This is a genomic window from Metabacillus sp. 113a, assembly GCF_050107635.1.
Classification (GTDB): Bacteria; Bacillota; Bacilli; order Bacillales; family Bacillaceae; genus Metabacillus_B.
The window spans coordinates 29,728-50,904 of sequence record NZ_JBNILJ010000012.1 but is presented as its reverse complement, the minus strand read 5'-3'; the positions used below and the strand labels follow the sequence as shown (position 1 = coordinate 50,904).

At 43.4% G+C, this 21,177-nt stretch carries 20 protein-coding genes; 6 read left to right on the top strand and 14 right to left on the bottom strand.

Annotated features, from left to right (window positions below; all coding sequences use genetic code 11):
• Positions 1–150: 150 nt before the first annotated feature.
• Both ACQCVE_RS15040 and ACQCVE_RS15035 read right to left on the bottom strand, forming a co-directional pair.
• Positions 151–618, bottom strand: a complete 468-nt coding sequence (locus ACQCVE_RS15040; RefSeq protein ID WP_426863307.1) for a DUF6884 domain-containing protein — start codon at positions 616–618, stop codon at positions 151–153.
• Entirely contained in the window at positions 618–2,078 is a 1,461-nt protein-coding gene (locus ACQCVE_RS15035) for an NAD(P)H-hydrate dehydratase (RefSeq protein ID WP_426846935.1), read from the bottom strand. The genes ACQCVE_RS15040 and ACQCVE_RS15035 overlap by 1 nt, the downstream gene beginning before the upstream one ends.
• Before the next feature lie 55 nt (positions 2,079–2,133).
• On the opposite strand from ACQCVE_RS15035, the gene ACQCVE_RS15030 reads away from it, so the two are divergent.
• Positions 2,134–3,183 (top strand): AbrB family transcriptional regulator, encoded by a 1,050-nt coding sequence (locus ACQCVE_RS15030; protein ID WP_426846936.1) that lies wholly within the window; start codon positions 2,134–2,136, stop codon positions 3,181–3,183.
• Positions 3,184–3,449: 266 nt separating this feature from the next.
• Here the strand turns inward: ACQCVE_RS15030 and ACQCVE_RS15025 are convergent, their stop codons facing one another.
• Together ACQCVE_RS15025 and ACQCVE_RS15020 are read right to left on the bottom strand one after the other, a co-directional pair.
• Positions 3,450–3,875 carry a hypothetical protein gene (locus ACQCVE_RS15025; protein ID WP_426846937.1) on the bottom strand — a complete coding sequence of 142 codons (426 nt, stop codon included), beginning with the start codon at positions 3,873–3,875 and terminating at the stop codon, positions 3,450–3,452.
• Between the two features lie 130 nt (positions 3,876–4,005).
• Positions 4,006–4,521: an acyl-CoA thioesterase gene (locus tag ACQCVE_RS15020; protein WP_426846938.1), complete on the bottom strand. Its 516-nt coding sequence runs from the start codon at positions 4,519–4,521 to the stop codon at positions 4,006–4,008.
• A 238-nt stretch (positions 4,522–4,759) separates the two neighbouring features.
• Here ACQCVE_RS15020 and ACQCVE_RS15015 point away from each other — a divergent pair, with 238 nt between their 5' ends.
• The gene (locus ACQCVE_RS15015) at positions 4,760–5,011 is read left to right on the top strand and encodes a hypothetical protein (RefSeq protein WP_426863306.1); all 252 of its coding nucleotides are present in this window, start codon (positions 4,760–4,762) and stop codon (positions 5,009–5,011) included.
• Positions 5,012–5,329: 318 nt separating this feature from the next.
• On the opposite strand, the gene ACQCVE_RS15010 is transcribed toward ACQCVE_RS15015, so the two are convergent.
• Together ACQCVE_RS15010 and ACQCVE_RS15005 are read right to left on the bottom strand one after the other, a co-directional pair.
• The gene (locus tag ACQCVE_RS15010) at positions 5,330–5,743 is read right to left on the bottom strand and encodes an Hsp20/alpha crystallin family protein (protein ID WP_426846940.1); all 414 of its coding nucleotides are present in this window, start codon (positions 5,741–5,743) and stop codon (positions 5,330–5,332) included.
• Positions 5,744–5,782: 39 nt separating this feature from the next.
• A complete protein-coding gene (locus ACQCVE_RS15005; RefSeq protein WP_426863305.1) occupies positions 5,783–7,666 on the bottom strand; it encodes a squalene--hopene cyclase in 1,884 nt (627 codons plus the stop codon).
• A 126-nt stretch (positions 7,667–7,792) separates the two neighbouring features.
• On the opposite strand from ACQCVE_RS15005, the gene ACQCVE_RS15000 reads away from it, so the two are divergent.
• Complete coding sequence (locus ACQCVE_RS15000) at positions 7,793–10,372, top strand: PAS domain S-box protein (RefSeq protein ID WP_426863304.1); 2,580 nt, start codon at positions 7,793–7,795, stop codon at positions 10,370–10,372.
• Positions 10,373–10,467: 95 nt separating this feature from the next.
• Here ACQCVE_RS15000 and ACQCVE_RS14995 read toward each other — a convergent pair whose 3' ends face one another.
• Both ACQCVE_RS14995 and ACQCVE_RS14990 read right to left on the bottom strand, forming a co-directional pair.
• Complete coding sequence (locus tag ACQCVE_RS14995; RefSeq protein WP_426863303.1) at positions 10,468–11,004, bottom strand: YtxH domain-containing protein; 537 nt, start codon at positions 11,002–11,004, stop codon at positions 10,468–10,470.
• A gap of 103 nt (positions 11,005–11,107) precedes the next feature.
• On the bottom strand, positions 11,108–12,532 hold the full coding sequence (locus ACQCVE_RS14990; protein ID WP_426863302.1) for an NAD-dependent succinate-semialdehyde dehydrogenase: 1,425 nt from the start codon (positions 12,530–12,532) through the stop codon (positions 11,108–11,110).
• A 257-nt stretch (positions 12,533–12,789) separates the two neighbouring features.
• Between ACQCVE_RS14990 and ACQCVE_RS14985 the strand changes: the two genes are divergently transcribed.
• Complete coding sequence (locus ACQCVE_RS14985; RefSeq protein WP_426846945.1) at positions 12,790–12,948, top strand: hypothetical protein; 159 nt, start codon at positions 12,790–12,792, stop codon at positions 12,946–12,948.
• A gap of 54 nt (positions 12,949–13,002) precedes the next feature.
• Here ACQCVE_RS14985 and ACQCVE_RS14980 read toward each other — a convergent pair whose 3' ends face one another.
• On the bottom strand, positions 13,003–13,302 hold the full coding sequence (locus ACQCVE_RS14980) for a hypothetical protein (protein WP_426846946.1): 300 nt from the start codon (positions 13,300–13,302) through the stop codon (positions 13,003–13,005).
• Positions 13,302–13,595 carry a hypothetical protein gene (locus ACQCVE_RS14975; protein WP_426863301.1) on the bottom strand — a complete coding sequence of 98 codons (294 nt, stop codon included), beginning with the start codon at positions 13,593–13,595 and terminating at the stop codon, positions 13,302–13,304. Before ACQCVE_RS14975 ends, ACQCVE_RS14980 begins: the two co-directional genes overlap by 1 nt.
• Before the next feature lie 715 nt (positions 13,596–14,310).
• On the opposite strand from ACQCVE_RS14975, the gene ACQCVE_RS14970 reads away from it, so the two are divergent.
• Together ACQCVE_RS14970 and ACQCVE_RS14965 are read left to right on the top strand one after the other, a co-directional pair.
• Positions 14,311–14,769 (top strand): RDD family protein, encoded by a 459-nt coding sequence (locus ACQCVE_RS14970; protein ID WP_426863300.1) that lies wholly within the window; start codon positions 14,311–14,313, stop codon positions 14,767–14,769.
• A 124-nt stretch (positions 14,770–14,893) separates the two neighbouring features.
• A complete protein-coding gene (locus ACQCVE_RS14965) occupies positions 14,894–15,487 on the top strand; it encodes a DUF6944 family repetitive protein (protein WP_426863299.1) in 594 nt (197 codons plus the stop codon).
• A gap of 94 nt (positions 15,488–15,581) precedes the next feature.
• On the opposite strand, the gene ACQCVE_RS14960 is transcribed toward ACQCVE_RS14965, so the two are convergent.
• From ACQCVE_RS14960 to ACQCVE_RS14945, 4 genes are all read right to left on the bottom strand, one after another.
• Positions 15,582–16,364 carry a SurA N-terminal domain-containing protein gene (locus ACQCVE_RS14960; protein ID WP_426846950.1) on the bottom strand — a complete coding sequence of 261 codons (783 nt, stop codon included), beginning with the start codon at positions 16,362–16,364 and terminating at the stop codon, positions 15,582–15,584.
• An 801-nt stretch (positions 16,365–17,165) separates the two neighbouring features.
• A complete protein-coding gene (locus ACQCVE_RS14955; protein ID WP_426863298.1) occupies positions 17,166–17,402 on the bottom strand; it encodes a hypothetical protein in 237 nt (78 codons plus the stop codon).
• Positions 17,399–17,665 (bottom strand): hypothetical protein, encoded by a 267-nt coding sequence (locus ACQCVE_RS14950; RefSeq protein WP_426846952.1) that lies wholly within the window; start codon positions 17,663–17,665, stop codon positions 17,399–17,401. The genes ACQCVE_RS14955 and ACQCVE_RS14950 overlap by 4 nt, the downstream gene beginning before the upstream one ends.
• A 310-nt stretch (positions 17,666–17,975) precedes the next feature.
• Complete coding sequence (locus ACQCVE_RS14945) at positions 17,976–20,999, bottom strand: DUF6359 domain-containing protein (RefSeq protein ID WP_426863297.1); 3,024 nt, start codon at positions 20,997–20,999, stop codon at positions 17,976–17,978.
• Positions 21,000–21,177: the final 178 nt, after the last annotated feature.

Here is a 21,177-nt window from a genome sequence, read left to right as displayed (position 1 = left end):
CCAAATCCCCCATATATTCTTAGCCCTTGGCAAGCAAAATCACTTCTGTAACAGTCATTGAACGGCAGCACCCTATCTTCCTTCTCTTATGGCAATACATACTCCGCACCCATAAGCTGCTTGCCAGCCAGATTTTTTCATTAATTTATACTAATGATCCTTGAAACCCTCTCCTAGTTCAGCATTTGTCACGATGGACGATTTAAGCTTGCTCTGCATGTCACCAATCCCTTTCGAACCGGCCAAAGGAAAATGGATCTCATTATCAAGAAGACTGCGAAGAATCGGCTCATACTTTTTGCCTCCCAGCATGATTACCTTATCAGCTTCTTCCAGCCTCAGTCTTGCCGCTTGCTTTTTTAGCTCCAGAAGGGTTATTATATCCTGATCGTCCATGTGGAAGCCGAGATCGTAATCACCCGGAACGATGTCTTCAGGCTTTAGAAAGCCGTGTTTGGCGGATAGAATGATCCATTCTTCATAGAATTGTCTTGCATATTGCTGGCACAATTTATGGAAAATACCTGTATAGGCATAGTGCGCCTTTGCAGGACCGTGATCCGGCTGGTCCTTCCAGATTTTTCTCTTACCGCACGGAATGATACAGATCCTTCTCATCAGCATTCCTTCCTTTTTCTCTCTTCAAGCTCTTTCATGACTTCAGGAATCAGCTCACAGATATCACTTGCCATCATCGTCCGCTTTCCATACTTTTCAGTCCATAACTCAGCTGTTCTGCCATGAGCGTATACAGCGTTTGCAGCTGCTTCTTTTATACCATTATGAGTGCATAGGAATGCAAGAAGCATGCCGGTTAATGTATCACCGCTCCCCCCCTTAGCCAATGCCTGACTTCCTGAGGAATTGATGATTGCCTCCCCGTCCGGAAAAGCAAGGATGGTATACATTCCTTTTAAGATCACAATCGTGCGATTTTCTTTTGCATAATTCAAAGCTGCAGAAAGCCTTGTGCTTTGAACCTCTTTACCTGTTAACCCTGTCATTCTGCTGAATTCACCTGGGTGAGGAGTGAGGATAACAGGGTGCGGTCTCTGCGGATATTCTCTCTGATTTAAGGCACCTGCATCAAGAACAATTGGAAGTTCTTTTTGCAGCAGAGTCTGAATGGCATGTTCTATGGCGTCATTTTGTTCCAAGCCAGGCCCAATCGCAGCCGCTTTAAGGTTTTCAGGAAGTTCTCCTCCTGCCGCTTTTTCCAGGGCATCCCATTCATAAGTAGCTTCCGGAATCTGACCGGCAATTATCCCGGCTGCAGTCTCACTGGTGCCTACAATCAGTTTGCCAATTCCGCTACGTAACGCTCCCTTCGCTGCAAGGAGTGCGCTACCGGGCATATGGTCGCTTCCTGCTATGATATATCCTGTACCAAACGTTCCTTTATGTGCAGAACTATCCATTTCAGGCAAAGCTGCAGCCGCTTCTTTCTCTGTCCATAGCCTCACTTTCCCCCGCTGCGGAAGGCCTATATCTGCGATAAACGTTTTTCCGTAGTGCTTTAAGGAAGGAAGCAGGAATGCAGATGGCTTGTATCCATGCAGGCAGATGGTCATTTCTGCCTGAAAAGCTTCTTGATCTGCAATTCCCCGGTCAGCCTCCACTCCCGAAGGAATATCAATGGAAATTTTCCTTCCCTTTTGAAGGTTTAGTTTACGGATTACATCACGCACCTTCTCGTCCAAGGGGTAACGGAAACCAATGCCCAAAAGAGCATCAATCAATATATCCGCCTCTCCCTGCCCCCCGCTGAAGGAATATCCGGATGCTAAAGCGTACTTCCAATGACGGTCAGAAGGTCCTCCTTCAGCTGGCATCCCCAGCGGAAAGACAAGTTCAGTCTGATAACCATTTTGAAGCAAGTACCGGGCGAGAACAATTCCATCTCCTCCATTGTTACCCCTTCCTGCAAAAATACAGATTTTGTCGTCGTGAGATATAAAATTCGTTATCTCTCTAAATAGGGCAGCTCCGGAATTTTCCATTAGGGTGAAATCATCCATCCCTCTTTCCTCTGCTAATTTGTCAAACTGGCGAATTTCGTCTTTTGTATAGATAAACATGTCCTTAGGACCCCCTCATGATAAGATATAGTCAGATGATTGGAGTGTTTTTAGGATGAAATCAACCTTAGCTCTCGCAAAAACCTTTGTAGCATCCGTATCGGGCGGGCTGATCTTTTATTTTCTGCATTTGCCGCTCCCATGGATTTTAGGTCCGCTTTCCACTCTGCTGCTCTATAAATCCATTCGTCCAGGTACATTTTATACTCCTGGTTTTTTAAAGAATACAGCCTTTACGATCACTGGTATTTATTTTGGCGCATCCTTTACGATCGAAGCTCTTGCAGCAGCAGGCCCTTATTTTTTACCATATACCCTTTTAACCATCATTCTATTGACGTTCAGCACAGCCTCGGGATTTTTTCTTGCAAAAAAAACAGGTCTTGATCAAATCACCAGTGTATTTGCAGCGATCCCCGGCGGACTCTCTGAAATGGTGGCAGCAAGTGACTCTTTAAAAGGGAATGTCGGCATTGTATCCGTTCTTCAGACAATCAGAATTCTGTCCGTTGTATTTCTCATTCCTTTTTTCGTGACCTATGCGTTTGCTGATATAAATGCAGGAGCATTCAATTCCCCTGCTGCCTATTCTGGCGCTGATCATCCCGAAGCGTACCTGTTATGGATCATTCCTATTTTGTGCGGCTTTCTGTTTAGAAAAAGCATTCCTGCTTCCTTTATTGTTATGCCGCTGCTTGCATCTGCCTTGCTGAACATTTTTGGTATGCCCGTTCCGCAGCTTCCACATTGGCTTGTGACAGCGGCGCAGGTAATCATCGGAACTAGCATAGGCTCAAAAATGTCCATTTCCGACCTTAGAAAGGCAGGTAAAGCAGGTCCGCCTTTTTTTGCCTACACAATTTTGCTGATCTCTTTAAGCCTTGGACTCGGTTGGCTATTCTCCCACATAACAGGAGTGCCAATTGAAACCGGGCTCCTCAGTCTTGCTCCAGGGGGGCTCGTCGAAATGGTTCTGACCGCTGAGAGCATAGGCGGGGATGCTGCAGTCGTCAGCTCGCTGCAATTGATTCGGTTTTTATTCATTGTTCTTGCTGTACCTGCCTTGCTGAAGTGGTACTTTAACCGGAAAAATCTTCATAGCTAACCGGACCGCTATAGGTAAGCGGTCCGTTTTTTAGTACAGAATATGGATTATACTCCGGAAGAGATGCGGATCCATTTATTGTGAACGGCTTAGCATATGGAATCATTGGGCTTTAAGTATTTCAGTACGGCATCTGTATGGCCTCTCATTATACTGATCAATTCTATCGGAATTCAGTAAAAAGGATAGCGCGTATTGAGTTATTTGAAAATAGATTGAAAATACACGAACAAAAAAGGTCCCTGTACAGGAACCTTTTCAACATCCTACTCTATGTTAAGCTTTTCAAGACCAAATTCTTCAAAGTACTGGTGGTATTTTTCTTCAATTTCCATAAGCCGTTCAAAACGCTGTTCAGGACTGTATGTATTGACAACCGTTTCTTCTTTCATTAAATCCCGGCGTGCCAGCAAAGCGCACAGCTTGTCCCAAAAAACTTCCTCTTCATAATCTGCAATAATATCCTCCAGTTCCTCATCAAGCTGGCGGGAAGCATAGTATTTGTCTTCAAGAGAATCATAATCAACGAGGTGCTCTACACCATATGATTTTGCAAAGGAGAGAACATAATTTTCAAGATCAAAAAACTCCTCCGCCTCATCTTCATGCTCTTCTCTTGCCCCCACCCAAGTTGAGAGGTAAAGCATTTTCAAAAGAGTGTGATATTGCTGTTTTGTAAAATTAATCTTCATAACTGGATCCTCCCTGAACCGTAATGCTTTATACCCTCATTAAAGCACAGTTGACTGTTAAAAAGAAGAGCCGCCGCTTAAATTTTCTGCCCAGATTATGGAATGGAGTGAAACGTTACACTCGCTTCCTTTACCAGGGCATATCAGTGCCAAACATCTCAGCCATTTTTTCAAACTCCTGTTTTCTGTTTCTTCTCGCCTGTGCTCTTGCTTTGGCTGTTTCATTCAACTGCTTTTCCATTTCTGTTTGCGGCACCACCTGCGGAACGGGTGTCGGTTTATTGTTCGCATCCACTGCGACGAATGTCAAAAAGCTTAAAGCGCAAACGTTTCGGTCTCCTGAAAGCATATCCTCGGCTACCACTTTTACAAATATCTCCATGGATGTTCTCCCGGTATAGGTCACAAAAGCTTCTAAACAAACAGAATGACCAACCATAATGGGATGCAAAAAATCAACTGAGTCCGTTGATGCTGTAACAACAAGCGTTCTTGAATGTCTGGTAGCCGCTATAGCCGCAACATCATCAATGTAAGCCATCAGTCTTCCGCCGAAAAGTGTACCATGATTATTTGTATCAGGCGGCAAAACCATTGATGTTTTGACTACGAAGGATTCCTTGCAGGACTTTGTTGGAGTTGTCATTTCTGTATCCCCTTTCCAGAATAGTCTATCGAAATTTATTATATCACTCCGCAGTTCATTCATGCGGGCATGAGGCTTCTGCCAGAGGTTTCCCGAAGCAGGCAGGCTTCATTACTATTCTGAAAGATAAATGTTTAGTGTCTGACCGGGCATCAGTACATTAAATTTCTTATGAAGTTGAAATCTGCATACGAAATCAGATACTATTAGTAAATCGGATGACAGAATAGGAGCTGCCATGAAAAAGTGGACAATTGGAATATTACTTAATCTGCTGATTTTTGCGCTGCTGATTTTTTCCATCAGACAGCTTGGAAACATGGACAAAGAGCCCGTGAGAGTGGCGGTGTTCTGGACAGTGGCTGCTTTCCTCATTGCAGGAACCGGTCATATACTAACAAAAAGGACTTCAGAAGAGAGGCATGCTTTTTGGCTTGTTTTTCTTGCAGGGTTTGCAGCAATTGGTATTTGTATGTTTTTCATTTATTAGCTCCCAGCACGTCCATGTCCGTTTGCGGATGCAGAGTGGAACGGGCAGTAAGCTTTCGCAGACCTAAGGGATCAATCGGTATCTAAAAACAATCTGCTCTATATGCGTGAAAACGCTGCGGAAACAATGGCTTTATTCAAAATCTGTATATAACAGGCTTATCAGTCCGCAGAGTACACCCTTTATGCGGCAAAGCTGCCTCAGGTTCCAGCCGCATACATTTTTCTTATCTGCTGAACCCCGGTTCGTAAGGCCGCTGCTGCCGCGCTATATTATGGCATCAAAAAAAGCTGCCTGCATCTTTCGGACAGCTCTCATTTATTCTACTGTGATTTTTCTCCCTTTCTTTTTTGGAAAGCGGACTGTGAGAAGTCCATTACGGTACTGAGCTTTCATCTCCTGCAGCATGGCATTCCCCGGGAGATCGATCGTGCGGCTGGCTCCCTCCCATTTGGCCCCATCTTTGTTCTTCTTAGAAGGGAATAAGCTGATAGTGAGCTGGCGGAACTTTAATTCCAGATCGATTTCTTCTTTTGTCAAACCTGGCAGCTCTGCCTTAATCATGTAATGGGACATGGTTTCGGTCATCTCGGCATTAAAATACAGCTTCCCTGCCTGCCTTGTAAATAATCCATCGATCGTATCAAGCAGGGATTTAGAAGGACGCTGTTCAAAAAAATCGTTAATCATCTTCATTGGATTCTGGCTGTTCCTGTTTTTTCCTTCTTCCACGGCTTCAGCAGCTCCTTTCAGTGTTATTCCTGCTATAGCCTATGCGTTTTCCCTATCTTTTGACCATTTTAAATACTTGGATATAGCAAGAAGAGGAAAAATAAGATCGTAGCTGTGGTAGTGGATATAAAACTGGCCTGCAAAGCCTTGGCCCTTTGGATAATGAGAGGTCCAATCCGTCTTATTCAGATTGCTCAGCAAATAGCCCATCCCTTTTTCAATAGCAGAGGAAGGGTGCTCCGTACAGCAAATAAGCGCTTCGAGTGCCCAGGCAGTATGAGTTAGAGTGCTTGCTCCCAATGGGATATACCTCGAATATACGTCGCTTTTACAGGATTCACCCCATCCGCCATCACGGTTTTGAATCGTCTCCAGCCATTTACGGGCACGGCGAACCGCAGTCTTCTCCGCTTCATACCCTGCAGCTCTTAGACCGGTAAGGGCAGCCCACGTTCCATATATATAACAAATCCCCCATCTGGATTTCCAGGAACCGTCCCGCTCCTGATTATTAAGCAGCCACTGGATACCCTTGGCTACAGCTTCACTTTCCATGTCCATTTCTGCATAGCCGCATAAAAATTCGATCGTTCTGCCAGTTAGATCAGCTGATGAGGCATCTGAAATAATAAACTCTGCCCTGCTAATCGGAATAAAATGTACATAAGGAGGATTGGCATTCCGCTCGAATGAGGCCCATCCACCATCCCCATTTTGCATGCTGAGGACCCAATTAAGCCCTCTTTTCCAGGCTTGAAGACTTAGCGGATCTGATGCTGCTTCTTTTTGTATTGCCCTTAGAGAGGCACACGTATCATCGACATCCGGATTCATCGAATTAATATCTGAAAAACCCCATCCTCCAGGAATTCCTTGAGGGTTATGAATCACCCAGTCTCCAAAGCGGCTGTGCTGCCTGACAAGAAGGTAGCGGTTGGCCCTCTTAACCATTTCATCTTTCACTCCGGCTTCCTGAAGGGCGCAGGATAGCAGAGAAGTGTTCCAGATATGGGCTGTCGTATATTGCATATGCACCCCATCATAAGATTGAGCGGCCATAGCTGCCAGTCCCCGGACAGCTTTCACAATAACAGGATGCGTTTTCTCATATCCTAAAGCCATTAGGGCATAAATCATTAAAAATGTGCAGCTGAAATAACTGTATAGGGTCCCGTCTGATTCGAGTCTTGAAAGCATATACGTTTCAGCTTTTTTAAAGGCAGCTTCCTTTAGTCTGCCTGGTCCTTCTGCCATGGATTGAACTCCGGATGATATAAGACTGAAAATCCCTCTCCACTCTCCGCTTCTGTAGAGCTCAGGCTCCGTGACTCTCTCCTCTTTTAAACAGGAAAGATCCGGAGCATCCTGGATTTCCAGCTGAAATTTTTTTCCTGCAGCAACAAGGATCGGCACTAGATTTGCCCTGCCGTAGACTGAAATGTCGTACATATTTACCGGGAAGTTTTTCGGGAGCAATATCGCTTCAACCGGAACCGGCAGCAGCGCCGGCCAGCTTTCCTGCGAGGTAAGGGCCAGAAGAATTTTCGTAAACAATCCTGCCTTTTTGATTCCCCCTTTAGACAAAATGAATTCTCGTGCAGCAACCATCCGGGGAGAGGATTCTGCGTAATATCCTGAGAGAATTAGTGCATAATAAGCTTCAATAACTGTAGACAAATCCCCATCTTCCTGGTCATGAAAGAGTCTCCAGGAGCCATCCTTCTCCTGTCTCCCGGCTATTCTCTCAGCTATTGGTTTCGTCAGCTTAAAATCATGAAGGTTCAATGACCGGATAAGCACAATCATAAAACAGTCCGTTTTGATGCCTGTATCAAATAGATAATCCCAGGAGCCATTGGAAAGCTGTTCTTTTCTTAATTTCTCTGCTAAATACAGCCGCCCCTGTTCCGCTTCCCGAATCATAAGCACACCCCTTATTATGGAATAAGTAAAAATATATGAGTCTTGTAAAATTTTTATGATCAGGAGTTAGTAATTCGGGTAAGAATCAAATAAGATAGTAGTAACTAATCTTAGGGGCGCGGGATAATGAAGGATTCAATAACGGACGAAAATTTGAGCAAGCTGCTGCAGATCTATTTCAATCAAACCAATGATGCAATCGTTATTACGGAACTCACATCATTGCGGCCCCTTACTGCACATTTTTATCACGTAAATAGAAGAGCATGTGAAATTCTCGGCTGCACGAGTGAAGAAATACTTCAAATCGATCCACACTCTCTTTTTTTCAGCAAGATTGCTCCGAAAGTTTACCGCTCCATCGAGGAAAAGCTGATAGCAGACACCCATATCACGATAGAAATGGAAATAGAAAACAAATACCAGGAGAGCATCCCCATAGAAGCCAGCTGCCATTTGCTTGAGGCTGGGGAAAAACACTTCATTTTTTATTCAATCAAACAAATTGCCCGAAGAAAGAGAGAGTTTTATCAGCTCCTTTCAGAAAAAGAAACTTCCCATGTAATTATGAACACCATACAGGCCTTTGTGGTTCTGCTCAGACCGAATGGCCAAATAGAGGATTGGAACTGGCATTGCACGTATCATACTGGATATTCGTATAAGGAAGCGGCGGGAGCATTCATTTGGGATTTAATGCTTGAGAAAGAGCACAGAAAAAGCGCGATGGACTATTTCTCAGGCAAAATCGACCCCTTCCCAAAGTACTACGAGAATTACTGGGTGACGAAGACCGGAGGGAAAATGCTGATCCGGTGGTCAAATAAAGAAATCTATGATGGGGATGGGAATGTCCTGTACATCGTATGCACCGGCATTGATTTAACAGAAAACAAGTCCTATGAAAGAAAATTAAAAGAAAGTCATGATAAAATCCAGCAGCTTATTGAGCACAACCCCGATGGAATTGCCATTTATGAGAACGGCAAGCTAACCTATTTAAATCCTGAAGCGGAAAAGATGCTTGGAATTCGCTGCGACCAGGCCTCCGGGTCTTTACTGGATCGAATTCATCCTGCAGATCAAAAGCTCGCTTATGAATCGATCCGATCACTTCTCCAGCATGAAACAGAAATCGCCGGTCCGGTTGAATTAAATTTTTCAATGGATGATGGAAGCATCGCGACTGTGGAAGCAAAAGGCATTTCTGATTGGAATCAAAATGAAGCTTCTGCTCTCGTGATGATGCGGGACATTACCCAGCGCAAAAAAGCGGAAGCAGAAATTCAAACTGCCTTTAATCAGATTCAGGATATATTGTGCTCAAGCGTAGAAGGCATATTGGGAATGAATGACCAGGGCGAAGCAGTTTTCGCAAACTCTTCTCTTTCACTTGCTTTACATTTGGACAACTCTCAGATCATTGGCAAGCCTGTTGAAACTTTTCTTAATAAGATCCTGGCCAACAGCAGCTTAAAGCAGCTTCTTTCAGAAGGCCAGCCCATTGAAGCCGCTATTGAAACCGACGGAGCAACCAAATATTTTGAGCTCTCCGCAAACCCGATGCGAAATGGGAAAGGCCATGTCCTGACATTCTATGATCAGACAGACCGAATTCTTTTAGAGAATGTTAAATATCGGTACTACAATGCCATAACATGCGGAATAACGGTGCAAAACGCAGATGGAGACATCATTTTTGCCAACGAATGCGCCTCAGAAATACTTGGATATTCCAGCTCCGATATATTAAATATGAATTCCTTCAACGAGGAATGGCAGGCAAGGGATGAAACCGGACAGCTCCTAAAAGGCCAGGAGCACCCCTCTATGACAACACTGCGGACAAAAAAAGAAATTTCCCATTTTGTTATGGGGGTATATAACCCGGAACGGAGACAAAACCGGTGGATATTACTTGATACACGAATCCTTTATGCGGATCAGGGCGAAGCGGTCGAATACATCATCGCTACCTTTCAGGACATTACGGACCGCATTGAAATGGAAAAAATGCTGAAAAGCCAGGAAAAACTGGCACTTGCAGGGAATATGGCTACCGCCGTTGCACACGAGGTGCGCAATCCGCTTACCTCTGTTCTTGGATTCGTTCAGCTGCTGGAATCTTCTGATGAGCTGAACAGAGAGTATTTAAGAGTTATGAAAAAGGAGCTTGAACATATCAGACTCATAACCAATGAGTTTTTAACTTTAGCAAAACCTGAAGACGCCGAAGTGGTAAAGCTGAACCTCGAAACAGAAATTATCGAACCGCTGATTCGGATGCTATTGCCAGATTTGCATGACCGCGGCATTGCAGTTGAGTTCATCCGTAACCCTGATGAAGCCTTTTTTATAGATGGAAAAGCGGATTCCCTTAAGCAATTATTTTTAAATTTCTTAACCAACTCTATAGAAGCCATACCTAATAAAGGGACCATAACCATCGGAGTGATGCAAAGCGAAAATAAGCTGATCATTTCAATCGAAGACACCGGCATTGGAATACCGGAGGAACGGATCCCATTTTTAGGAGAGCCCTTTTATTCCATAAAAGAAAAAGGAACCGGTTTAGGTCTTCTTATCTGCCGGAAAATCCTGGAGGATCATATGGGGGATTTGACTATTGAAAGTACCCCGGGCACCGGAACGAAGGTGATTGTAACTCTTCCCGCTTCTTCTGGGACAAACAGCGAAACAGCATGAGTCAACAGATCCTGCTCCAGGATCTGTTTTTCTATTGATTAATAAACAAATAAAAACGGACAGCAGCTGCTGTCCGTTCTATGTAACATTCTGAGTTAGAGATTTGCAGAATCCTTTGAGCGATTGGATTGGCTTGGCACAGAGGATTCAAAGTTATCTGTGCTTATAGAGGAGGTTGTTTTCTCTGTTTCAGAGCTGAGGGGTTCAGTCAGTTCCGAACCGGCTTCTGCTACTTTTCCGCCAACCTCTTTAACATCTTCTGCTGCTTCTTTTACATTCTCGAAGGCTTCCTGAGATGTGGAAGCAGCTTCATTCAATTTTTTAAACACCCCGTTATTTAAGCTCTCATAAATATTCTGCGCATCCCTGATTGCGGACTCGAGTGTGTTTTTTGCCGTATTGAATTGGGATACAAATTGGTTCTTCACTTCTCCCGGATTATCCTTTACATTTTGGACGATTCCCACCGTGGAATCCTTTAAACCAGTGGCACCTTTTGTTACTTTTTTCCTTGTATTGGAATCAAGCATAGCTACTGCCCCGCCAATTACAGCACCTATAATCATCCTTCTTACAAGCTTGCTGTTTTTTGCGGTCTGTTTTTTACTGTCCTGAATCGTAACTTGAGTCATTGCCTGAATTCCTCCTTAAAATCGATTTGTCTTACAATACCCCTGCTTAAGCAGGGGTAAACACGAAAGATGTACTTTTTATATTGCTTTGGATCAGAAGTCTCTATAGACCCAGAGAAATGTATTTCACTTCCAGATACTCTTCGATTCCCTGTCTCCCGCCTTCCCTGCCAAGTCCGCTCTCTTTCATTCCGCCGAAAGGAGCTTGAGCAGTAGAAGGGAGTCCGTCATTCAAACCGACAATTCCGTATTGGAGTGCTTCTACAATCTTAACACCCTGTGATATATTTTCCGTGTATACATAGGCAGCAAGACCGAATGGAGAACCGTTCGCCCTCCTGATAGCCTCTTCCATGCTCTGAACCTTTGTGACAGGAGCAACCGGGCCAAATGTTTCTTCATTCATGCAGAGCATATCATCCGTTGCTTCACTGACTATAACCGGCTCGATGTAATACCCTTTTAAATCAGGAATGCCCTGAGGACTTCTTAGCAATGTGGCTCCTTTTTTTTCCGCATCTGCTATATGCTCTTTTACTTTTTCTAAGCCATCATCATCAATTAGAGGACCGACAGCGACATCCTCATCCATTCCATTCCCAACTTTTAATTCAAATACAGCCTGTTTAAATTTTTCTATAAACTCTTCATAAACTGCTTCGTGGACATAGGCTCTGTTCGTGCATATGCAGGTCTGGCCGGAGTTTCTGAATTTAGAAGCTGCCATTGCCCTGGCTGCGTTTTGAAGATTAGCATCATCCATTACGATAAACGGGGCATGGCCTCCCAGTTCAAGGGAAACCTTTTTCATTGTATCAGCCGAACCCTTCATCAGCGTTTTTCCGACCTCTGTTGAGCCTGTAAAAGACAGCTTTTTTATTCTTTCATCAGCAAGCCATGTTTCAGAGATTTCCTTGGAGGACCCTGTGATGACATTCAATACACCTTTCGGCAGGCCGGCTTCCTCTGCCAGCTCGGCTAATCTCAGGGCTGTCAGGGGAGTGGCTGAAGCTGGTTTAACCACAACTGTGCAGCCAGCTGCAAGGGCAGGTCCTACTTTCCTCGTAATCATGGCAGCAGGGAAATTCCATGGAGTGATGGCCGCCACTACCCCCACAGGCTGTTTAATGACAAATAGACGTTTATTGGGGGAAGATGCCGGAATGGTCTCACCGTAGACCCTCTTTCCCTCTTCTGCATACCATTTAATAAAACTGTTGGCATAGCCGACCTCACCGATTGCTTCCTTCAAGGGTTTTCCCTGCTCTTCTGTCATAATTGCCCCGATTTCATTCTGGTGCTCCTTTATCAAGGCATACCATTTCTCCAGATATTCTGCACGGTCATAGGCAGTCAGAGCTGACCATTCAGACAGTGCCTCATGGGCTGCATCCGCAGCTGCTTTCGCTTCAATTGCCCCGCCTTTTGGTACGGTAGCAAACACCTCTCTGGTTGCAGGGTTTTCTATACTGATTTTCTCATCCTTGTTCATCCAGTTTCCATTTATATACGCTGGCCAAGCTTTCATAAGGAACCCTCCTGTAAACTTTACTTTCTGTTTTTTTCCACTAAACTAGATGCTAGTAAACATTAATTTTTAAATTTGAAGGCTTTGATAAAGCTTATTGTTTTAATTGGAGCGGAAAGCGTAAGACGCCTGATGGAGCACCTTGGCCGCACATTGATGAGGGGGCTCACACGCCTTTGGATAGGCGCACAGCCTGTCAGTTGCTTTTAACAGCTGAGTTCAGCAGAACGAATGGAAAAAAAGGAGGAATGAAACATATGGATAAGAAGGATGGATGGAAAGCTGCTTGCGGAATCGGTCTTTTCGCCTTTCTAGCCTGGAATGAGTTCAATAAGTTTAAAAAGGAATTGAAACGATCAGGCGGGCGGGAATGGTGCACTGAAAAGAGCGGGAAAAATGAAGGAAAAGAGCATTAAAGAGCCTCAAAGAGCCGGGCCGGGATAATCGGGCCAGCTCTATCCATTTAGTGATTAATAGGTGTTTTCAAATTGCCGGGCTGCTTCTTGATCAGATCGGGACATTTCTGAAGGAGTCTTTTCTGCGATTTCTGACAGCTGAGACATGGCTTCAATCAATTTTTCGAGCTCTTTTTTTATGCAATCAGAATGGTATGAAACCTCCAGCAGTTTAAGGTTGGGATAATGGGAGGAAGCTTTATAGTATGAATGCACAAACCCCTGCTGTACTTCAAGCAATTCTTTTTCACGCGCTTTCAGCTGGCTGCTTAAAGCAGTCAATTCATCGGCGCGTAATTTAATTTGATGGCTCATTAAATGGTATCTCTCGCTTTCTCTTCTAGCTGTTCAGCAAGCTCCGACAGCCGCACTTCCTCGTTTTGCAGACCGGAAATCATTTGATTCATATGGTTGTATATCGAGACAAATGCATCTGTTGCATCTTCCATTACCCTGTTAAATCCATCCGCGCTTTTCCCTGTCCAATCATAAGCTGCTTCCGATACATGGTTGGTTGTCTGGTGAATAATACCGGTAAACTGGTCCATAAGTAAAACGAGTTCGCCTCTGAGCTGCTGTACCGCATAGCAATCACCTTCCGTGTTCATTACGCTCCTCATAAGCTGATTGAAGCGATCCATCTCATTCACCATTTTTCACCCCATCTTCTTCTTTCTTCAAGTATAGGAGATATTTTGAAATAAGCACAACGGAAATTTGGATTATTATAATAGGAAGAACACCTGAAGATTTTGTCGATTTAAGTCGAATCGATAGTCCTTGTTTTCGTTTTATGAGCTGTAATGCTTAGACTAAGATAGAGCAATAGGACTCATCCATGTCATTATTCACCTATTTTTTAAATAAAGAATCTTTATAGATGTATTTCAGCACGTCTAAAACACATCTATCCTCACAAATAATACCCTTAAAATGGAATTTATTTATCTGTTAACAAGTCCTTTCATCGTGTTAGGATTTGCGTCTTATTTTGAAGGACTTTATTCAATAGAAAGAATGGGATTAATGCCAGGTTCCATCGTTCTGCAGGTGAATTCTGATTCAACCGCCTTTTAGCAATTAATGCGCTAATTTGGCAATGCTGCGGCAAACCCTGCCCTTGAGCCACATGGTTTCCGGCCTAAAGGCCTTCTATTAGCTCCGCTGCCAGCATGTCACTTGGAGCAGCTATGATCATTGCAATCGGCATATTGGATTCTCTTCACTATTATGACGTTTATCTTATTAATCCACAGGGTAAAAGAAACCATGCTTTTCTATATTTTACTAAATTATACATATTGAGAGGAAGTGTTTTGTTTCATGGGTAGAAGGTATGCCGGCGCAGGACAGCGTCTTGTTGCCCAGTTGATTGATTCATTGATGATAATGGGAATTTGGGGATTGATTTTATTGATTCTTGCCCTTATCCCGGATACAGTCGTGAAGTCTCCCGTTTCAGTCATTATTTTTATCCTGGGGAGTGCTGCCAGCTTCTTTTATCAAATTGCAATGCCTGCTTCACATTTCCAGGGAACATTGGGGAAATATTGGATGGGGCTGAAAATTGTAGATGAATCTGGGGGACAGATTTCAATAGGCAAATCAATTGTAAGGGTGATTGGACTTAATGCCACCGGGGCCTTCCCTTTGCTTTATTTGTTTGTTGTTTTCAATACAAATCATCAGGGACTGCATGACATGATGGCAAGTACAAGCGTGCTCAAGTATGACAAAAATCCGGCGATGCAGCCAGGTCATGTCCCTAATGCCGCCTCGTAGCCTGAATACCTAATTTTTAAACCGGACTGCTTTGGCAGACCGGTTTTTTCGTGTTAAGCGCTGTGCAACTTCACCCCTGGTTGGGAATAATATAGGTTAACCTATTAAAAAAGGAGGAGGAACAATGGTTGGTGAGGGACTTCTTGAACTGACAGGTGCATCCATTCAAGCTGTCGGGACAGCGATTGCCGCAGCAGGAGAAGCACTTGTTGCGGGGAGTTCTCCTATTCTGGGTGAAAAATTAGTCGTGATTGGAAATGGTACAGAAGCTTCTGGAAACGCACTTCAGGCTGTGGCCCTATCTGCAGGAAGACGTTCATTTGCTGCATCCGGCTCCTGGTTTCAAGCTGCAGGGAATGCTGCGAATACAGTGGCAGGTGTATTTATCCTGAACGGAGATCGGGAAAACGGGCTCAGGCTTGATATACTGGGAGATTCTGTCCAGGCCGCGGGAGCTGCAATTGAGGCGGCTGCAGTTGATCCGTACTCTCCTTTAGCGGATATAATTGCAGCAGGTGAATACCTTGTTTCATTCGGAGCGGCGATAGAGGCCATTGGTGCCTGTTACCTCCTCAAAGGAAAGGAAGAGGAAGGAAACTCTATTCAGGCATTTGGAAGCATCCTTCAATTTTCAGGCGCTTCAACCATCTCAGCTGCTCTTTCTAAAAGATACATAATAAACAGAAATGCCCCGCTCCAGTATCCTCAAAGGTCTTAACCCTTTTGCTGGAAGTCAATACTGACGAATGCCCGTTCCCCATAAAACCGTCCAAATAAAAACAGCCCCCAGAATGAATCTGAGAGCCATTTTATTAAATCTTCACTTCTACTTTAGCTGATTTCTTCAGTTCTTCCACTTTCTTGCCAAGTGATTCGTTTTGCTTTTGCTGGGTAAGCTGCTCTTTAATCTGAGGTTTTACTTCCTCAAGCTTAGGCGGCTTTTGGCCATTTGCACCGCCTTGCTCAGCAAATTGATTGTAATACTCTTCAATTTCCTTATCGGTTACTTCCGGCGCAGGAATTTCTTTTTCTACATACTTATTCATTTTAATGCTTTCTTTGACTTGCTCATTCAGCTGCTTTTCATCCATGCCCTGCATTTTTAAAGCCTCTTGAAATTTCTTATCATCGTTATTGTACTGTTTTTTTATTTCCTCTACTTGCTTAGTAACTTCTTCATCCGAAGCCTTATACCCCTTTTTATCCGCTTCCTGCATGAGAATGTTCTGCCCGACCAAAGTATTCACCGTCTGATCCTTCACTTGCTTCTCAGCTTCTTTGGACGTAGGGTCCTGTCCCATTTGCTGCATTTGCATTTGAGTAGAAGATAAAGCGGCATTGTATTCTTTTCCTTTAATCGGCTGATCGTTAACAACAGCGACCTCTTTATTATCTTCTACTTTTTGAGCATCCATCTTTTTCTGCATTTCTTCCATCTGCTTTTGCTGTTCTTCCTGGCTTGGCTGTTTAGCATTAGCCTGCTGTTCCGTTTCTTTCGTTTCTTTTTTTTCTTCTTTTGCCTCATCCTGTGCTCCGCATGCTGCTAGAACTAAGCTCATTAATCCTATGGTGAGAGGATACATTATTTTTTTCATCTTTTCTCCTCCTGCTGCAAGTTATAGTTGCTTTAATAGCTACAGTAGGCATTGTATCGGACCGGCAATAAAAAAGAAACCGCAATAGCCCAATTGTTATCTCTTTGAAACCTCTGTAATACTTTTAGAAATTCTGTGGTATTTCGTGGTGCATGGTTGGAAACAAGTACATCTTTAACAGTTTCTCCATATAATACCTGCTTTAATCGCTCTCTTTAAAAGAAACGTTCACTTCTTTCTGATGGGAAGTTTCCCTCTTGTGGGTGAGGATCCATATCGGCTTGGGCAGGAACACAGAAGATTCAGCCATTCCCGCACTTCTGCTTAGCAGTGGGTGGGCTTCTTGTCCGGGCGAAGTCTGGCAGCCAAGGATATCTATTAAGGAATCGTTGAAGATGCTTTATTTAATGAGGGGATAAAAACAATTTGTTTGAATAATGAATATCGTCAGGAGGAGGGCCGGGGCAAGTGACTATTGAATGGGCTGCCGGCCGCTTGCATAGAGGGATTGTATAGTAGAGGAAAAAGAATCGGTAAATACTTATAGTCATCATGGGCCAATGCCAAAGCATACTTCAGAATTTGTTGAAACAACACATCCTTACCAATCCATGATTGTGCAAAAACCGGGCTCGGCCGTGCAGGGCGTTCATCTGCACATAGCTTCACAGCAAGAGGATCTTAGAAAAACTATCGGCTTTTACAACAATTGAATTTGCACGACTCTTTAATACCACTGTCGACTGCAGATAATAACTCATTGTTTCGTACAATCCAAAAACTGCTCCTAATCAAGCGTTGTTATCCGCTTGCATCTGAGAGCAGTTTTTTTAACTGATTAAGTTTCATTTTGTATTGAATCATGTTATAGTCCATTTGCTCTTTTAAATGTTCAATGGAGTCGGATGAGGTGTTAGAACTGTCCGGGTAGTCGGCGTCGAACATCGTATTCAATATTCTCGTTGCTTCTGTAGCAGAAGCTTCAGCTCTATCTAGCTCCGTTTGCAGTTTCAGCAGGTCCTGGCGTCTCTTGCTCATTCTGCTGTCTCCATTTGAATGAGCCGTCTGTTCATTTCTGATTGGAGTTCCGTGCCGATTTTCTTAATTTCTTTTTCAGTTTCCATTAATTCTTTGGCTGCTTTTTCAAATTCAGACGAGTGCTTCTTATTTTTAAATGCATTTTTATATATAAAAAACTCGGTTTCAGGGAGCTCCTTTAAAAAATCCCCTACAATGTCTGTTTTATATATTAGTACAGCGGCTTCAGCAGACGGCTGAATGTTAACTTCTAATCGCATCATCTCTATGCCTCCTCATTAAGCATTTCTACTGAATGACAAACTCTCATTATTTTGATTAAGCCATGCCTGATATGTGTAAAAAATTGTATGATTAGTGTACAGTACCCGTTTTAGTGCATAGGTAAAACGGACTTTGACGCCTGTTCTTTAGTTTTCCTCTTTTGTCTCACTTAAACATATCTAGCAGAGATATTTATTCTTCTCTGATGGAAGTCTATGTTTGTATCCCAAAGCCTGAAGTAAACCAAATGGTGATCTGCCGTGAAAAGCAAAAAAAACCTGCTTTTTCAGCAGGTTTTTCCCAATTTCTTTAGCGGGCACAAAATTCTTTGTACTGGTTTTGATTGCTCTTGTTTAAAATTTGCTCCCAGATGCTGCAAATTCTTTTTTTCGAGCTGAAATCTGTTTGAATTAATAAAGGATCATGATCGCTCGCGCGTCCCTGTTCTTCCATGAAGGCTGAGTTGATATGAACAATATCAGCTTTTGTCGTTTTCGCAAGATGCTTGGATACTAAGATGTGATCAAGTACTTGAGAGTTTCCCTGGTAGATGTAAGAGTAACGTTCTTTAGCAGGAATTTTATCAACCATGTTTTTAAGCTCGGAACCTTCTAAGATATCGAATGTTTTTGAGAATTCAAAGTCATTGAAATCTCCAAGAACGATCATATTAGCATCCGGGTTCTTCTTTTCCACGTCTTTAACAAATCCATTGATAATCGCAGCAATTTTATGTCTTTGCTCTTCACTTTTCAATTCCGGAGGCTGGTTTTTTCCGAAAAGCGGCTGGTCTCCACCTTTGGAGTTAAAGTGATTGGCTACGACAATGACGTCCTCGCCGTTAAATTTGAATTGAGCTGCCAGAGACTTTCTGCTTGATTCAAAGGCTTCATTTGCAGGATCAATCCGGCCGGGATTTAAAGTCAATTTGCCTTTCTCATATCCTACCGCTTGTGTAGCCGTCCCTTTCTTTCCAGGAGCAAGCTTGACCCTGTCTTCGTTGTACAGAAATCCAACCCGGATGTTTCCGCCCGGCTGTCCGCCGTCTTTTTTATCTTCTGGTGCAATGTCTGTATATGAATATTCAGGTCCGCCTAATTCTTTGATCTTATCAATAAGCTTCTTATAGCTTTCACCAGCAGCTGTCGTTCCAGTATCAGCCGGACCATCATTGTCCTGCATTTCAGTAAGGCCAACAATGTCTGGTTTGTTTAAATTCGTAACAATTGCCTGAGCAAGCTTTGTAACCTTTTCATCGCCGTCTGCCGCAGAAAAGTTCTCAACATTATAGGATGCAACAGTCAATTCATCCTTTTTGCTCTTAATATGGGTGATTTCGCGTTTTGTATTTCCCGGCACAAACTCAGGAAGTTCATTTTTGCTGCTGAGAATTTTGTAATTGCTGAAACCGTAGCTCACAACACCATTTATCATTCCTTTGAAGGAATCACCTGTTTTGGCAAGGAATGACTCATCGTTAATATCAATGTGCAGACGTTCAGGGTTAAAGTCATTTTTCTTTGCCCGAAGTCCGCCATCCTTCGTATTCGATTTTACACTTTCAGGAACCACAACTAGTTCGCCGTATTTTTGAGGAGCAACAACTTTGGGATTTTCCACTCCTACTCTCATTCCTTCTAAACTTTCATAAAAATCAATTCCGTCCTCTTCAGGGTCAAATGCCGCAAATTGATCGTTGTCAATTACTTTTGCAGGGGCGATTCGGTCCTTGCCGATCATCACAGGTGCCGGAAGTTCATTATTAGAAGAAACCTTCTCAATGCCCGCTGCGTTGATTTCTGTTACCGGTAAATCAGTCTGGAGCTTTTCGCTGTATCCTTCAAGGACCCATTCCTTTACTTGTCCGCTTGCTTTTACAATGTCCCCAGCTTTCATGCCGTGAGAGCGTTTGTAGACTAAAATTCCTTCAGAAGTGTTTTCGTTGCTGTCGGGGTTCATGTCCTGCATGTAGAAATTGCTGCTGTCTGCAACGTGCGTAACGATTCCTTCCACATCGGCAACATTTTGTCCGTTATAAGGAGATGTATGACTTTCCCCTTGAATGTCATGAATGCGGATAGCTTCTTTTTGTATTTTGTATTCAAATGCAGACGAGTCACTGTTTTTTAAACCATTCTTAACAGCAACAGCCTTGATTACCGTATCCTTTTCAACTTTAATTGGTCCTTCGTATCGAATGCTTTGAGTATTGGGTTCGCTTCCATCGACTGTGAAATAAATAGCGGCGCCCTCCGTCTCTGTTGAAAGAGCAACCTCCGTTCCTGATTGAATAAAACCAGGAGCAGGATCTGCAGTGACAGGGCGAACCGCTGACTCATCTTCCACTGCATCCTGAGAGAATCTCGGAACAAGCTTGTACTCGTTAAAGTTATAATCGATGACTCCGGTAATTGAATCGTATGTCTTCCCGGATTCCAGAAGTGCGCTGTCAGAAGGTTTTATGACAAATTTGCCATTTGCATCCTCTGCAGAAAAATTTCCATTGCTGTCTTTGGACCCGACAGATGCATTTTTAACGGTAACGAGTTCCCCTTCGATCTCTTCATTAAAATTCTGTGAAGATACGATTTGAGCTTCCGGCACCCCTGCGTCTGCCTGTTCAACAGATACAGCTTCAGCAGACGTATCGAGCTGGGACATTCCGTAGTAATCGTTCACTGAGCCTGAAGCCTTGATTCTGTCACCCGCCTTAACTTTTGCATCAAGGCTGGCTCCTCTAATAATCATGCCGGCTGTATCATCCTGGATGTAGACATTGTTCTTTCCGCCCGCTGTAAAAATCGCCGTGACCGTTCCCGTTACTGCAGCTGAAGACCCTTTTGGGAGCACACGGGCTTCGGCAATCGTTTTTAGTTCATCCGTTGGAGGCTCACTTACGGCATCTGAAAATTCAATAGCGGATGCGTTTTTAACCCCCGGCATGCTATTGTAAGCAAGCAATTCGCCGGTCACTTTTATTTTCTTTCCGATTAAAGCAGGATTTGACTGCAGTCCGAAAGTGGATCGGAAGCTTGATGGAAGCTGTACAGAAACCATTTTGCTTACGTCTTTTTCTGCACTGCTGTCCGCGATTGCAACATTGTAATCGTTGCCAAAAGGGGGGTCAAATTTGACTGATTTTGCACCGGTTGTATGAGCTGTAATATATCCTTCAACCGTTGCAGTCTGGCCGTTATTGTTCGCAATTGCTTCCGCTACGGTCAGTACATCCGCTGCTCTTGAAACATTCGCCCCTGCTGGAGCAAGCAGGCTGAAAATCATGGCAAAAGCAATAGATAAGTGCATAAACCATTTCATACTCTTTTTATTCATCCTCATATCCTCCTCTATAAAATCCTCGTACAAAATATATATCAATGCTAATGGTAAATCTATGCGATTTTTGTAAATTTTACTTGATCGAGTGTAAACAATATGACGCTATTTTAAAAGAATACGAGAATAACGTCATAAAAATAGGTCGAAAGAATGAAAAATAAGGAAGGTCCTT

What these genes read in the sequence shown, in the direction of transcription:
- ACQCVE_RS15000 (WP_426863304.1), top strand. Translation starts at nt 7,793, where the DNA reads ATGAAGGATTCAATAACGGACGAAAATTTGAGCAAGCTGCTGCAGATC.
- ACQCVE_RS14950 (WP_426846952.1), bottom strand. Translation starts at nt 17,665, where the DNA reads ATGATGCGATTAGAAGTTAACATTCAGCCGTCTGCTGAAGCCGCTGTA.
- ACQCVE_RS15005 (WP_426863305.1), bottom strand. Translation starts at nt 7,666, where the DNA reads ATGATTCGGGAAGCGGAACAGGGGCGGCTGTATTTAGCAGAGAAATTA.
- ACQCVE_RS14975 (WP_426863301.1), bottom strand. Translation starts at nt 13,595, where the DNA reads ATGAACACGGAAGGTGATTGCTATGCGGTACAGCAGCTCAGAGGCGAA.
- ACQCVE_RS14985 (WP_426846945.1), top strand. Translation starts at nt 12,790, where the DNA reads ATGGATAAGAAGGATGGATGGAAAGCTGCTTGCGGAATCGGTCTTTTC.
- ACQCVE_RS14960 (WP_426846950.1), bottom strand. Translation starts at nt 16,364, where the DNA reads ATGAAAAAAATAATGTATCCTCTCACCATAGGATTAATGAGCTTAGTT.
- ACQCVE_RS14945 (WP_426863297.1), bottom strand. Translation starts at nt 20,999, where the DNA reads ATGAATAAAAAGAGTATGAAATGGTTTATGCACTTATCTATTGCTTTT.
- ACQCVE_RS15030 (WP_426846936.1), top strand. Translation starts at nt 2,134, where the DNA reads ATGAAATCAACCTTAGCTCTCGCAAAAACCTTTGTAGCATCCGTATCG.
- ACQCVE_RS14980 (WP_426846946.1), bottom strand. Translation starts at nt 13,302, where the DNA reads ATGAGCCATCAAATTAAATTACGCGCCGATGAATTGACTGCTTTAAGC.
- ACQCVE_RS14995 (WP_426863303.1), bottom strand. Translation starts at nt 11,004, where the DNA reads ATGACTCAAGTTACGATTCAGGACAGTAAAAAACAGACCGCAAAAAAC.
- ACQCVE_RS15025 (WP_426846937.1), bottom strand. Translation starts at nt 3,875, where the DNA reads ATGAAGATTAATTTTACAAAACAGCAATATCACACTCTTTTGAAAATG.
- ACQCVE_RS14955 (WP_426863298.1), bottom strand. Translation starts at nt 17,402, where the DNA reads ATGAGCAAGAGACGCCAGGACCTGCTGAAACTGCAAACGGAGCTAGAT.
- ACQCVE_RS14970 (WP_426863300.1), top strand. Translation starts at nt 14,311, where the DNA reads ATGGGTAGAAGGTATGCCGGCGCAGGACAGCGTCTTGTTGCCCAGTTG.
- ACQCVE_RS14965 (WP_426863299.1), top strand. Translation starts at nt 14,894, where the DNA reads ATGGTTGGTGAGGGACTTCTTGAACTGACAGGTGCATCCATTCAAGCT.
- ACQCVE_RS15035 (WP_426846935.1), bottom strand. Translation starts at nt 2,078, where the DNA reads ATGTTTATCTATACAAAAGACGAAATTCGCCAGTTTGACAAATTAGCA.
- ACQCVE_RS14990 (WP_426863302.1), bottom strand. Translation starts at nt 12,532, where the DNA reads ATGAAAGCTTGGCCAGCGTATATAAATGGAAACTGGATGAACAAGGAT.
- ACQCVE_RS15020 (WP_426846938.1), bottom strand. Translation starts at nt 4,521, where the DNA reads ATGACAACTCCAACAAAGTCCTGCAAGGAATCCTTCGTAGTCAAAACA.
- ACQCVE_RS15040 (WP_426863307.1), bottom strand. Translation starts at nt 618, where the DNA reads ATGAGAAGGATCTGTATCATTCCGTGCGGTAAGAGAAAAATCTGGAAG.
- ACQCVE_RS15015 (WP_426863306.1), top strand. Translation starts at nt 4,760, where the DNA reads ATGAAAAAGTGGACAATTGGAATATTACTTAATCTGCTGATTTTTGCG.